The organism is Arthrobacter sp. UYP6, assembly GCF_040547315.1.
GTDB lineage: Bacteria > Actinomycetota > Actinomycetes > Actinomycetales > Micrococcaceae > Arthrobacter_B.
The window spans coordinates 146942-159156 of record NZ_JBEPPM010000007.1 but is presented as its reverse complement, the minus strand read 5'-3'; the positions used below and the strand labels follow the sequence as shown (position 1 = coordinate 159156).

General features: G+C 66.3%; 11 protein-coding genes. 6 read left to right on the top strand and 5 right to left on the bottom strand.

The window, feature by feature from the left end:
- Window position 1: 1 nt before the first annotated feature.
- Together argJ and argC are read right to left on the bottom strand one after the other, a co-directional pair.
- Complete coding sequence (gene argJ / locus ABIB35_RS08225) at window positions 2-1231, bottom strand: bifunctional glutamate N-acetyltransferase/amino-acid acetyltransferase ArgJ (protein WP_354180433.1); 1230 nt, start codon at window positions 1229-1231, stop codon at window positions 2-4.
- Window positions 1231-2262, bottom strand: a complete 1032-nt coding sequence (gene argC / locus ABIB35_RS08220; protein WP_354180431.1) for an N-acetyl-gamma-glutamyl-phosphate reductase — start codon at window positions 2260-2262, stop codon at window positions 1231-1233. The genes argJ and argC overlap by 1 nt, the downstream gene beginning before the upstream one ends.
- 167 nt (window positions 2263-2429) lie before the next feature.
- Here argC and ABIB35_RS08215 point away from each other — a divergent pair, with 167 nt between their 5' ends.
- The 4 genes from ABIB35_RS08215 to ABIB35_RS08200 all read left to right on the top strand — a co-directional run bounded on the left by ABIB35_RS08215 (window position 2430) and on the right by ABIB35_RS08200 (window position 6008).
- On the top strand, window positions 2430-3395 hold the full coding sequence (locus ABIB35_RS08215; RefSeq protein ID WP_354180430.1) for a quinone oxidoreductase family protein: 966 nt from the start codon (window positions 2430-2432) through the stop codon (window positions 3393-3395).
- A gap of 111 nt (window positions 3396-3506) precedes the next feature.
- Window positions 3507-4115: a helix-turn-helix domain-containing protein gene (locus ABIB35_RS08210; protein WP_354180428.1), complete on the top strand. Its 609-nt coding sequence runs from the start codon at window positions 3507-3509 to the stop codon at window positions 4113-4115.
- Between the two features lie 150 nt (window positions 4116-4265).
- Window positions 4266-5111: an EamA family transporter gene (locus ABIB35_RS08205; protein ID WP_354180476.1), complete on the top strand. Its 846-nt coding sequence runs from the start codon at window positions 4266-4268 to the stop codon at window positions 5109-5111.
- The gene (locus ABIB35_RS08200; protein WP_354180426.1) at window positions 5112-6008 is read left to right on the top strand and encodes a dihydrodipicolinate synthase family protein; all 897 of its coding nucleotides are present in this window, start codon (window positions 5112-5114) and stop codon (window positions 6006-6008) included.
- Between the two features lie 280 nt (window positions 6009-6288).
- Here ABIB35_RS08200 and pheT read toward each other — a convergent pair whose 3' ends face one another.
- The gene (pheT, locus tag ABIB35_RS08195) at window positions 6289-8832 is read right to left on the bottom strand and encodes a phenylalanine--tRNA ligase subunit beta (protein WP_354180424.1); all 2544 of its coding nucleotides are present in this window, start codon (window positions 8830-8832) and stop codon (window positions 6289-6291) included.
- The gene (gene pheS / locus ABIB35_RS08190; protein WP_354180422.1) at window positions 8833-9915 is read right to left on the bottom strand and encodes a phenylalanine--tRNA ligase subunit alpha; all 1083 of its coding nucleotides are present in this window, start codon (window positions 9913-9915) and stop codon (window positions 8833-8835) included.
- Between the two features lie 201 nt (window positions 9916-10116).
- On the opposite strand from pheS, the gene ABIB35_RS08185 reads away from it, so the two are divergent.
- Together ABIB35_RS08185 and ABIB35_RS08180 are read left to right on the top strand one after the other, a co-directional pair.
- Window positions 10117-10560, top strand: a complete 444-nt coding sequence (locus ABIB35_RS08185; RefSeq protein ID WP_354180420.1) for a hypothetical protein — start codon at window positions 10117-10119, stop codon at window positions 10558-10560.
- Between the two features lie 76 nt (window positions 10561-10636).
- Complete coding sequence (locus ABIB35_RS08180; RefSeq protein WP_354180418.1) at window positions 10637-11734, top strand: Rv2578c family radical SAM protein; 1098 nt, start codon at window positions 10637-10639, stop codon at window positions 11732-11734.
- A gap of 21 nt (window positions 11735-11755) precedes the next feature.
- On the opposite strand, the gene ABIB35_RS08175 is transcribed toward ABIB35_RS08180, so the two are convergent.
- The gene (locus ABIB35_RS08175; RefSeq protein ID WP_354180475.1) at window positions 11756-12184 is read right to left on the bottom strand and encodes a (deoxy)nucleoside triphosphate pyrophosphohydrolase; all 429 of its coding nucleotides are present in this window, start codon (window positions 12182-12184) and stop codon (window positions 11756-11758) included.
- Window positions 12185-12215 lie beyond the last annotated feature (31 nt).

Genomic DNA, 12215 nt, shown 5'->3' with positions numbered 1-12215 from the left:
ATTAACTGCTGTAGGCCGAGTTTTCGTGGACGTAGTCCGTGGTCAGGTCATTGGTCCAGATGGTGGCGCTTTCCGTCCCGGCCTGCAGGTCAATTTCAACCGTAACCTTTCGGCCGGTCAGATCCACCAGGTCGCGGGAATCACCGATTCCGCCGTCGCGGCACACCTGCACACCGTTGATGGTCACGCTGATCCGGTCCGGTTCAAACGCCGCGTCGGTGGTGCCGACGGCGGAAAGGACCCGGCCCCAGTTCGGGTCATTGCCGAAGATGGCGGTCTTGAAGAGGTTGGAGCGGGTCACGGCGCGGGAGGCCGTTTCAGCGTCGGCCACGGTGGCGGCGTTGAGAGTGGTGACCGCGATGTCGTGGCTGGCACCCTCGGCGTCGGTGATCAGCTGCTGGGCCAGCAAGTGGCAAACCTCGGTAAGCCCGGCCGTGAATTCTGCCGGGTCGGGGGCCGTGCCGGAAGCTCCGGAGGCCATCAGCACCACGGTGTCGTTGGTGGACATGCAGCCGTCCGAGTCGGTGCGGTCAAACGTGACGGCAGTGGCTGCGCGCAGCGCCTCATCCAGGCCGGCAGCGGCCAGCTGCGCGTCGGTGGTCAGCACTACCAGCATGGTCGCCAGGCCCGGAGCCAGCATGCCGGCACCCTTGGCCATGCCGCCGATGCTGTAGCCCGATCCGGTGAAGACGGCCTGCTTGGAAACGGTGTCCGTAGTCATGATCGCCTCGGCGGCGGAAGCACCGCCGTCGGCCCTCAACGCGTCGGCAGCAGCCTCGACGCCAGGCAGGATTTTCTCCATCGGCAGCTGTTCGCCGATAAGTCCGGTGGAGCAGACCACCACGTCGGAGGCGGAGACGCCCAGCACGTCCGCTGTCTTCTCGGCCGTGGCGTGCGTGTTCTGGAAACCCTGCGGTCCGGTGCAGGCGTTGGCACCGCCGGAGTTCAGGATGACGGCGTCGGCCCGGCCGTCCGAAATCACCTGGCGGGACCAGTGCACCGGTGCTGCGGCCACCCGGTTGCGGGTGAAGACGGCGGCTGCCGCCTTGGACGGACCGTCGTTGACCACCAGGGCCATGTCGCGGCCGCCGGAAAGCTTGACGCCGGCCGTGATGCCGGCGGCGCGGAAGCCGGCCGGTGCGGTAACGCCGGTGGAGGCAGTTTCCGCGGGGGTTCCAGCGGCGGTTCCGGTAAGGCCTGCTGAGGCCGTGCTGTTTTCGGTGCTGCTCATTACGGGGCTACTCCCTGCGTCATCAGGCCGGCGGTTTCTTCCAGGCCAAGGGCAATGTTCATGGATTGCACCGCTCCGCCGGCGGTGCCTTTGTTCAGGTTGTCGATCACGCAGGTGACAATCACGCGGTTGGCATGTGCGTCGTACGCCAGCTGCAGTGCGGCGTAGTTGGAGCCCACCACCATCTTGGTGGCCGGCCACTGGCCCTCGGGAAGCAGCCGGACAAAGTGCTCGCTGCCGTAGGCATCCTGCCAGGCCGCACGCAGCTGTTCGGGGGTGACCCCGGGGCGGACCTTCGCCGTGCCGGTGGTGAGGATGCCGCGGGCCATCGGCGCCAGGGTGGGAGTGAAGGACACGGCCACGGATTCACCGGCCGCGGCGGAGAGGCCCTGCTCGATCTCCGGTGTGTGACGGTGTCCGCCTCCCACTCCGTAGGGGCTCATGCCGCCCATGACTTCGGAGCCCAGCAGATGCGGTTTCGCGGCTTTACCGGCGCCGGAGGTGCCGGAGGCAGCAACAATCACCACGTCGTCGGGCTCCAGCAGGCCGGCGGAGAAGCCGGGGGCCAGCGCCAGCAGCGAAGACGTGGGATAGCAGCCGGGAACCGCGATGCGGGTGGCACCCTTGAGCCGGTCTCGGTGGCCGGGCAGTTCCGGCAGCCCATAGGGCCAGGAGCCGGCGTGCTCAGACCCATAAAACTTTTCCCAGGCCAGCGGATCTTCCAAGCGGTGGTCCGCCCCGGCATCGATCACCAGGACAGAGGGATCCAGCTCGGCGGCAATGGCAGCACTGGCTCCGTGCGGCAGGGCGAGGAACACGACGTCGTGTCCGGCCAGGTTTTCCACTGTGGTGTCCGCCAGGACCCGGTCCGCGAGCGCATGCAGATGCGGCTGCAATTCGCCCAGGCGGGAACCGGCGTTGCTGTGCGCCGTGATCGCGCCGATAGTGACGGACGGGTGTCCGGCCAGCAGGCGGAGAACCTCACCGCCGGCGTACCCGGAGGCTCCTGAGACAGCAACTGAAATCGTCATGACTTCACCCTACAGCAGATTTATGCAGGAACCTTCATAATTATGCATAGATGACGCCGTGCCGCTTTCGGCCCGCTGCCCGGACTGCGGGAAGGGACCGGTGCGCCGGAGGACACCGCTGCCCTACCATATCAGCAACACCGATGCCGTAACGGAAGAGACATTCCATGCATAAAGCTATTGTGGTCCCCGCGCCCGGCGGGCCTGAAATCCTGCACTACGAAAATGTGGGCCTCCCCGAGCCCGGCCCCAAGGAACTGCTGGTGCGGGTGGCCGCCGCCGGAGTGAACTTTATCGACACCTACAAGCGCAGCGGCATCTACCCCATGGAATACCCCTTCATTCCGGGCGCGGAAGCGGCCGGAACCGTGGTGGCCGCTGGCCGCGATGTAGCCGCCTTCCGCGAGGGTGCCCGGGTGGCCACTGCCGAGGGCGGCGGTACGTATTCGGAGTACACCATCATGGAGGCGGACAAGGCGCTGCCAATCCCCGACGGCGTCAGCGACGAGGTGGGCGCGGCCCTTCCCCTGCAGGGAATGACCGCGCACTACCTGTGCAATTCCGTCTTCCCTGTGGAAGAGGGCCAGACGGTCCTGACCCATGCAGGGGCCGGCGGCGTGGGACTGCTGCTGATCCAGCTGCTCAAGGCCAAGGGTGCAAGGGTCATCACCACCGCCTCCAGCGAGGAGAAGCGGGAGCTGGCACGCTCCGCCGGCGCCGACCACGCCCTGGGCTACGAGGGCTTCGCCGAGGAGGTCCGGCACCTGACGGACGGTAAAGGCGTGGACGTGGTGTACGACGGCGTGGGCAAGGCAACGTTCGACGGTTCCCTCACCAGCCTGCGCAGGCGCGGCATGCTGGTGTTGTTCGGCGGTGCCTCCGGGCAGGTTCCGCCGTTCGATATCCAGCGGCTGAACTCCGCCGGATCCCTGTACCTGACCCGGCCCACGCTGGCCGATTACCTGCTGACGCCGGAGGAACGCCAATGGCGTGCACACGACCTCTTTGAAATGGTGCGCGAGGGAACCCTGGACGTACGGATCGGTGCAACATATCCGCTGGCCGAGGCCGCGCGCGCACAGGAGGACCTGGAAGGGCGGAAGACCACGGGCAAGGTGCTGCTGATTCCCTAAGCCGCCGCCCCCTGCGGGTCAATGAGGCTTGCGGATCGATGAGGTTTGCTGGGCCACAGCACGTGAGCATCGACCATTGTGAGTGCACTTTGAGTGCACTAGAGTGCACTCATGGACAACAGTACGACAACGCTCGCCGTGGCGATCGGTGCCCGGGTCAAGCAGGAAAGGAAGGCTCGCGGCTGGACCCTGGACCAGTTGGCGCAGGCCGCAGCGGTCAGCCGCAGGATGGTGGTCAACGTCGAGCAGGGAACGGCCAACCCCAGCGTGGGAACCCTGCTGCGGCTCAGCGAGGCGCTCGGCGTCGGACTGCCGGCACTGGTGGAGCCGCCGCGGAGCAAACCGGTTCGGATCACCCGCAGCGGTGAAGGCGCCACTTTGTGGAGCGGGGACAGCGGCGGCCGCGGCGTGCTGGTTGCCGTTTCCGGGCCGCCGGACGTGGTTGAGCTCTGGGACTGGACGCTTGAACCTGACGACCGCAAGATAAGTGAGGCCCATACGGCGGGCACTACGGAGCTTCTGCAGGTTCGGCACGGAACCATCACGGTGGAGGCCGCAGGCCGGGCATTCACCCTTGCTGCCGGAGATGCGGTATCTTTCCCCGGCGACACGGACCACGCGTACGCGAATACGGGCACGGAAACGGCGCAGTTCTCCCTGGCCGTCTTTGAGCCCGGCGTATCGTCCGCGCACCGGCAGGCGGAGGAAACCAATGCCTAAAACGGAGACGCTGCAGGAATTTCTCAACCACGTGAGGCTCACCCGCCTTGGCCCGGAGATTACGGTTGCTCACCGGACGATTTCCAGCGACGGCCGGCAGTGAAGCGGATCAGCATCCAGGCTCCGCCGTGGGGGCTGGCCGTCACGGCGATGCTGTCGGTCCAGCTGAGTTCGGCCCTGTCGGTGGAGCTGATTTCGGCCGTTGGACCGGCAGGGACAGCTTGGCTGAGGCTGACCATGGGCGCACTTATCTTCCTCGCCCTGGCCAGGCCTCCCCTTCGGTCCCTGCGCCGCGGCGACATCCCCGTGCTGGTGGGGTTGGGCATCGCCACCGGGCTGATGACCATCGCGTTCCTCGCCGCCATTGACCGGATTCCGCTGGGCACGGCCGTCGCCGTCGAGTTCCTTGGCCCACTGACCGTCGCGGCGGTGCGCAGCCACAGCACGCGGGCGCTTCTCTGGCCTTGCCTGGCACTGCTGGGAGTCGTGCTGCTCACCGAGCCGTGGCACGGTCATATCGACCTTGCCGGGGTGGGATTCGCCGGGATTTCAGCTGTGGGATGGGCCGGCTATATTCTGCTCACGCAGCGGATCGGCGACCGCTTTACCGGGATCGGAGCTCTCTCGCTCACGGTGCCCGTCGCAGCGGCCACTGCGGCGGTCGCAGGCATCCCGCAGGCCTCCGGACACCTTACTCCCGGGATCCTGGCCACCGCCGTCGGGCTGGCCGTCCTGATGCCGGTGCTTCCGTTCACGCTTGAGATGCTGGCTCTGCGCCGGATGACGCCCACTGCCTTCGGCACCCTGATGTCCCTCGAACCGGCCTTCGGCGTCCTCCTCGGACTGCTGATGCTGCATCAGCAGCCCTCACCCACCCAGTTCGGCGGCATTACGCTCGTCGTCCTTGCCGGCGCCGCCGCGCAACGCGGCGGCCGGAACCATCCGCAGGTCTCCGCTGCCGACGCCGGACCCGCACCCGTACCAAAGGAGCTGTAAATGTTTACCGGACTCAGTGCGTTCCCGCTGACACCCCTGTTGGAGGATGCAGTTGACGAGGCCGCGTTCACCGGTCTCATCCGCCGTCTTGCCGAGGCAAAGGTGGACTCCATCACCGCACTCGGTTCCACCGGTTCCTACGCCTACCTCAGTGGCAGGGAGCGGGCACGGGTCGCCCGGCTTGCTGTTGAGCATGCGGGAGAAATACCTGTCTTTGTTGGAATTGGCGCACTGCGGACATCGCAGGTGCTCGCCAACGCCGAAGCAGCGGAACAGGCCGGCGCCTCCGGACTGCTGCTGACGCCCCTGACTTACCAGAGCCTCACCGAGGATGACGTGTTCGCGTTGTTTGCCACCGTCACCCAACGTTCGTCGCTGCCTGTGATCCTTTATGACAATCCAGGTACCACGCACTTCACTTTCTCCCTCGAGCTCTACGCACGGATCGCAGCGCTGCCCGGCATCGCCTCCATCAAGATTCCCGGTGTACCCGAGGAACCACTGCGGGCACATGAACGCATTCAAGAGATCCGAGCCGCCATTCCGGAACATGTCACCATCGGAGTCTCCGGTGACGCCAGGGCCGCAACTGGGCTGGCTGCGGGCTGCGATGCTTGGTACTCCGTCATCGGAGGCACGGTGCCGTCGCCGGCCCTGCGGATCATCCAAGCAGCGCGGGGCGGACGGCATTCCGAGGCCTTCGCAGAATCCGAGCGTCTGGCACCCCTTTGGGAGCTCTTTGGCGCGTACGGCGGAAGCATCCGGGTCGTAGCCGCCATTGCCGAAGAGCTGGGCCTGGCAGGCCCAGCTTGTCTGCCGCTTCCCCTTCAGGGCTTGACCACTGAACAGAGGGCCTGCGTACGCGGGATCATTGCCGATCTGGAACTTTATTCATAACTTCGTCAAGAGAGCCCTCAGGGCCCCAGATAGTGCTGCCACTGCCGAAGTAGGCCACGTGAAGCACTGCCGTAGGTGGCCGGATGGGTGATGCCCGGCACCTGAAGATCACTCTGACGCTTCCCCGCTCCGAACGGGACCGCGGCACTCACCACAGCTGGTGGCTTTGACCCAAACGCCCGGCATCTCCCAAGCGGTTCACGGGACTCCAAAAAAGCAGCAGGTCCCGTCCGGATTCCGGACGGGACCTGCTGCTTTTATGCTTCAGCGGCAGCGCGGGTTAGCGCTGGACGGCATCAAAGCGCTCGGCGGCCAGTGCGACGGCGGCGGCCCGCGACTCCGAGGCCTCGTCGGCTGTCAGAGTCCGGTCCGGCGCGCGGAAGCGCAGGGCGAAGGCCAGGGACTTGTGCCCCTCTTCAATGCCCTTGCCGGAGTAGACATCAAACAGCGAGATGTCTTCGAGCAGTTCCCCGGCGCCTTCGCGCAGGGTCTCGAGGACCGACTCGGCCGGAATGGAAGCCTCCACCACCAAGGCCACATCCTGGGTGGTGGCCGGGAACGAGGAGATCTCGCGTGCCACGATGACCTCGGGCGCGGCGTCGAACAGTGCGTCGGCGTCGAGCTCCAGTGCCACCGTGCGGGCCGGCAGGTCCCGGGCTGCAAGCAGCTTGGGATGCAGTTCGCCGGCGTAGCCCACGGTTTCGCCACTGCGCAGCGCAAGCTTGGCGGTACGGCCCGGATGGAAGGCCTGGTGTTCACCCTGGCTGACCACCAGTTCCACACCCAGCACATCACCCATCAGGCGGGCAGTATCCACGGCGTCGGCCCAGTCCCAGGCCCGAGGTGTGAATCCTGCGCCGGGCTGGGACTCGTGGCCGGTGAACAGCACGCCGATGTGCAGCGGCTGGTCCGGAACACCCTCGTACAGGGCATCCAGGACTTCCTCGGAGGGGCGGACGCCCAGCGGAGGAATGGAGGCCGTTCCCAGCTGCTCGCCGGGCAGGAAGACCGACCCGGATTCAAACAGTGCCAGGTCGCGGAAACCGCGGGACAGGTTGCGTTTGGCCACCTCGAACAGTCCCGGCAGCACCGAGGTGCGCAGGAAACCGAACTCGGCGCTCAGCGGATTTGCCAGCTTTACTGCGGCCGGCGAGGTACCGGCGTCGGGCGTTCCAAAGGTGTTGTTGTCCTCTTCCGTCACGAACGGGTAGGACAGCACCTCGGTCAGTCCGGCGGCGGCGAGCGCCTGCTGCAGGCGGCGGCGCTGCTGCTGGATCCGGGTGAGGCCGCGGCCGGGAGGAGCCGTGGGCAGCGTGGACGGAATGTGCTCATACCCCACCAGGCGGATGATTTCCTCGGTAAGGTCCTCGCGCGTTTCCAGGTCAGAACGCCAGCTCGGCGGGGTAACGGAGTAGCCGGCAGCCGTGCGGGCCACCTCGGCGCCCAGCGCGGTGAGGGTGCCGGTGATCTGGTCCTCGCTGAAGTCGTAGCCGATCAGCTTGGAGGCGAAGTCCGCCGGCAGGTCGATGGCCTTGGCTTCGGGCTTGGTTCCGACGTCGGTCACTGACGCATCGGCGGTACCGCCGGCCAGTTCGGTCAGCAGGTCCACGGCACGCTGCGCGGCGACGTCGGCGACGTTCCAGTCCACGCCGCGCTCAAAGCGCTTGGACGCTTCGGAGGGCAGCTTATGCCGACGGCGGGACCGGCCGATGCTGACTTCCTCGAAGTGCGCGGCCTCGATCAGGATGTTGCGGGTATCCGCGGACACCTCGGTGGTGGCGCCACCCATGACACCGGCAATGCCGATCACGCCGGAATCATCGGTGATGAGCAGGTCCTCGGGATCGAGGGTGCGGACCTTCTCGTCGAGGGTCTTCAGAGTCTCCCCGGGAACCGCACGGCGCACCACGATGTCGCCGGAGAGCTTGTCCAGATCGTAGAAGTGCAGCGGCTGGCCCAGTTCGAGCATCACGTAGTTGGAAATATCCACGATCAGCGAGATGGAGCGCATGCCGGCCAGACGCAGGCGCGAAGCCATCCACGGCGGCGTCGGACGGGTCGGATCCACACCGCGGACGGTGCGGGCCACAAAACGATCGCAGCCGGCTTTGCCGTAGATCGGCGCGCTATCTTCCAGGCGCACGCCGTAGCCGTTGCCGTCAGCTTCCGGAACAACGACGGCGGACGCCGGGTCCGTGAACTGTGTTCCGGTGGCATGGGCGTACTCACGCGCGGCGCCGCGGATCGAGAACACGTAGCCCCGGTCCGGGGTGACGTTGATTTCTGCAGCCTCGTCGTACAGTCCGAGCAGGTCCATGGCGTCGGTGCCGACCTCCGGGTCCAGTCCCAGGCGGGAAAGGACCAGGATGCCGTCGTGGTCATCGCCGATGCCCAGTTCGCGCACCGAGGCGATCATGCCGGCGGAGACGTGGCCGTAGGTCTTGCGCGGGCTGATGCGGAAGTCTCCGGGCAGAACGGCGCCGGGCAGGGTGACCACAACCTTGTCCCCCACCGCGAAGTTGTGCGCACCGCAGACGATGCCCTGCACTCCCGAGGGGTCAATGCCGTCGCCGGTGAGCGTCTGCTCGGTGCCCTCGGGCACCACGCGGACGGTGCACCAGTTGATGGTCTTACCGTTCTTCTGCGGCTCGGGCTCCATGGAGAGCACCTGGCCGACAACAATCGGGCCGGAGAGCTCATCGGTGGGACGGTGGACGTCCTCTTCCTCCAGGCCTACCTTGACCAGTTCTTCCATGACGTCTTCGGCGGTTGCGTCTGCCGGAACCTGGGCATACTCGCGCAGCCAGGAAAGTGGGATTCTCACTTAGATCTCCATCCCGAAGTGTTCGCTGAAACGTACGTCGCCCTCGATCATGTCGCGCATGTCCCCTACTTCGTTGCGGAACATCAGTGCGCGCTCAATACCCATGCCGAAGGCAAAACCTGAATAAACCTCGGGATCAATGCCGGCCGCGCGCAGCACGTTCGGATTGACCATGCCGCAGCCGCCCCACTCGATCCAGCGCGGACCGCCCTTGGCGCCCGGATGCCAGATATCCAGCTCGGCGCTGGGCTCGGTGAAGGGGAAATAGTTCGGGCGCAGGCGCACCTTGGCTTCATCACCGAACAGCATCCGGGTGAAGTGCTCCAGCGTGCCCACAAGGTCGGCCATGGTCAGGCCCTTGTCGATGGCCAGGCCCTCGAACTGGTGGAAGACCGGGGTGTGGGTGGCGTCGAGCTCGTCGGTGCGGAACACCTTGCCCGGGCACAGCACGTAGATCGGCAAGTCGCGTTCCAGCATGGAGCGCACCTGCACCGGCGAGGTGTGCGTGCGCATCACCAGGTGGGCCTCGGGCGGCTCGACAAAGAAGGTGTCCTGCATTTCGCGGGCGGGGTGGTCCGGCTTGAAGTTCAGCGCGTCGAAGTTGAACCACTCGGATTCCACCTCGGGGCCCTCTGCGATTTCCCAGCCCATGCCCACAAAGACGTCGATGACGCGGTCCTGCAGGGTGGAAAGCGGGTGTCGGCCGCCCATGCGGCGGCGGCGCGGAGCTGCGGTGACGTCCACCGCCTCCTCCACCAGGATCCGCGCGTCGCGCTCTGCTTCCAGCTCCACGGTGCGGGCGGCGAGCGCCGCGTTGATGCGGCCGCGGGCGGGACCCACAAGCTTTCCGGCGGCGGACTTCTGGTCCTTGGGAAGGGAACCGATGGTGCGGTTGGCCAGGCTCAGCGGCGACTTATCACCGGCGACGGCGATGCGGACGTCCTTGAGCGCGTCCAGATCAGCTGCGGCGGCGATGGCTGCGAGCGCGGAGTCGACGGCGGCAGCAACGGCCGCATCATCGAGCGGGTTGGGCGGTTCGGGGGCGGTGTCTGGGGAGTGCGTCCCCGGTATGGAGTTCGACATGTACAGTTCTTACCTATTTCCGGCCCTGTTGATGGACGTTTTGATGGGCGTTGGTTGTATGAAAGCAAAGGAAAATGCCCGTAGCGTCCAGTCTAACCAACGCAACCTCCGAACCGGGGCAGGGCGCCGGGGATGACCGTCCCGTGACGCGCTCCTGCATTACGCGCTGCGCTGCTCCAGCGCTTCTCCTACACTGGCAGCGTGGACCTGCGCCAAGTGCTGAACTTCCTCAACCTGACCACACCGGCAGGGCTTTTCCTCGCCCGTGCGGGCCGCTGCTCTGTGACGCGCGGACCGGACGGACTCCTGCTGGCAGCAGACTGGACGTGGCCGCTTCCTAAGGCGGCAGCCTTCACGATAGGGAACGTTATTCTGTACCGGCCCCGGGTTGCCCCGGCCTTCTCCTCCGGCTGTGCCGGCCCCGGGCCCAGCCCCCTGCTCCGCCACGAAGCCCGGCATTCCGACCAGTACGCGGCCCTGGGGCCCGCATTTTTGCCGTTGTATTTCGCAGCTGCCGGCATCTCCCGGCTGCGGACCGGCGATCCGGCGTCGGGCAATGTCTTTGAGCGGCTGGCAGGCCTGGAGGACGGCGGCTACCGGACGGCACCCGTTCCCGCCAGGCCGTTGCGGCGGCGGCAACACTGAGCCGGTAACGGACCTACCTCATCAACCGCAGGAGAAGCCCCCTCGGGAAAATCGAACATGTGTTCTAATGGTGGTCATGAGATGGGAAGCGCAGGAACCCAAGGCGGCGGGCTCGGAAGATGCGCTGCTGGCGCTGCAGGGCGTGGTCCGCAGCGTGAAGACACCGGAGTTTGCCGGCATCACCTTCCATGAGGTGCTGTCCAAATCCGCGCTGAACAAGGTGGGCAAGACCTCCGGGATGCCCTTCGGCTGGACCATCAACCCCTACCGGGGCTGCAGCCACGCCTGCGTGTACTGCTTCGCACGGAAGACGCACACCTATCTGGACCTGGACAGCGGGCTGGACTTCGACAGCCAGCTCATCGTCAAAACCAACATCGCTGAGGTCCTCCGGCGTGAGCTCGCTCGTCCGTCCTGGCAGCACGAGCATGTGGCCATGGGAACCAACACCGATCCCTATCAGCGGGCCGAGGGCCGGTATGCGCTGATGCCGGGGATCATCAAAGCGCTGGCGGCCTCCGGAACACCGTTTTCCATCCTGACAAAGGGCACGCTGCTGGCCCGGGACATTCCGCTGCTGAAGAGCGCCGGACAGGACACGGAAATTGGCATGGGCATTTCTCTGGCCCTTCTGGATCCGGAGCTGGCGCACCGTGTGGAACCGGGAACCCCCGCCCCCAAAGCCCGGCTGGAGTTGATCAGCAGGTTGCGCGACGCGGGGCTGCCCTGTTCGGTGATGGCCATGCCGATTCTGCCCTGGCTCACCGACGGAGACGAGTCCCTGGACGCCCTCTTCGGGGCGCTGGCTGCCGCGGGCGCCACCGGAGTCACCGCCGGGGCACTGCACCTTCGGCCCGGAGCCCGGGAATGGTACCTCGCGTTCATTGCCCGCGACTATCCGCATTTGGCCGGCAAATATGCCCGGCTCTACGGCGGGGGAACCTATGCGTCCAAGGAATACCGTCAGTGGCTGGCCGGCCGGGTGCAGTTTTTCAAGAAGAAACACGGTTTCACCGCGAAGGCGCAGTTCCTGCCCTCTCGCAGCGATTCTGCCGGACGCCCCGAGCAGCCAACCCGTGTCACGGCGGCATCCTCCGCCGTGACCGGCGTGTCCGGCTCCGGCCCCTCGGGCGTGTCCGGCCTGTCCGGCCCGGCTGCCCAGACGCTCTTCTAAGCCCGATTCCGTGCCAGGGCGCTACGACTGGCGAGCGGTCTCCAGCATTGCTCCAACGATGGGCAGATCGGCGGGGATCCACAACAGAGAATTCAGCTCATCGACGTCAAGGGCTACCCACCGCAGCTCATCGTGATCCTCCAGCGGCGCCGGCGTCCCTTCGGTGACCTCGGCAAGCCAGACCCGCATGGCAGCCTTGGCATTGAGCGGCCAGCCCTGTTCACCCGGGCCACGCACCTCGGCACCGAGCCGGACCCGGACGCCGAGCTCTTCGTGCAGCTCCCGGTGCAGGCCCTCCTCACAGGTTTCCCCCTGCTCCACTTTCCCGCCGGGGAACTCCCACATGCCGGCATACTGCTCCGGAGCGGTTCGCCGGGCGGCCAGCATTTTGGTGGGCGCAGCCAGACTGTCCACGAGCGCGGCGCCGACAACTTGTTTCAGTTCGGAAATAGACACGGATCGAGTCTACGGCCCGTCCTGG

Excerpts from the sequence above, each read along its gene's own strand:
- ABIB35_RS08180 (WP_354180418.1), top strand. The coding sequence starts at position 10,637 with ATGAGATGGGAAGCGCAGGAACCCAAGGCGGCGGGCTCGGAAGATGCG.
- pheS (WP_354180422.1), bottom strand. The coding sequence starts at position 9,915 with ATGTCGAACTCCATACCGGGGACGCACTCCCCAGACACCGCCCCCGAA.
- ABIB35_RS08205 (WP_354180476.1), top strand. The coding sequence starts at position 4,266 with ATGCTGTCGGTCCAGCTGAGTTCGGCCCTGTCGGTGGAGCTGATTTCG.
- ABIB35_RS08215 (WP_354180430.1), top strand. The coding sequence starts at position 2,430 with ATGCATAAAGCTATTGTGGTCCCCGCGCCCGGCGGGCCTGAAATCCTG.
- argJ (WP_354180433.1), bottom strand. The coding sequence starts at position 1,231 with ATGAGCAGCACCGAAAACAGCACGGCCTCAGCAGGCCTTACCGGAACC.
- ABIB35_RS08210 (WP_354180428.1), top strand. The coding sequence starts at position 3,507 with ATGGACAACAGTACGACAACGCTCGCCGTGGCGATCGGTGCCCGGGTC.
- ABIB35_RS08200 (WP_354180426.1), top strand. The coding sequence starts at position 5,112 with ATGTTTACCGGACTCAGTGCGTTCCCGCTGACACCCCTGTTGGAGGAT.
- argC (WP_354180431.1), bottom strand. The coding sequence starts at position 2,262 with ATGACGATTTCAGTTGCTGTCTCAGGAGCCTCCGGGTACGCCGGCGGT.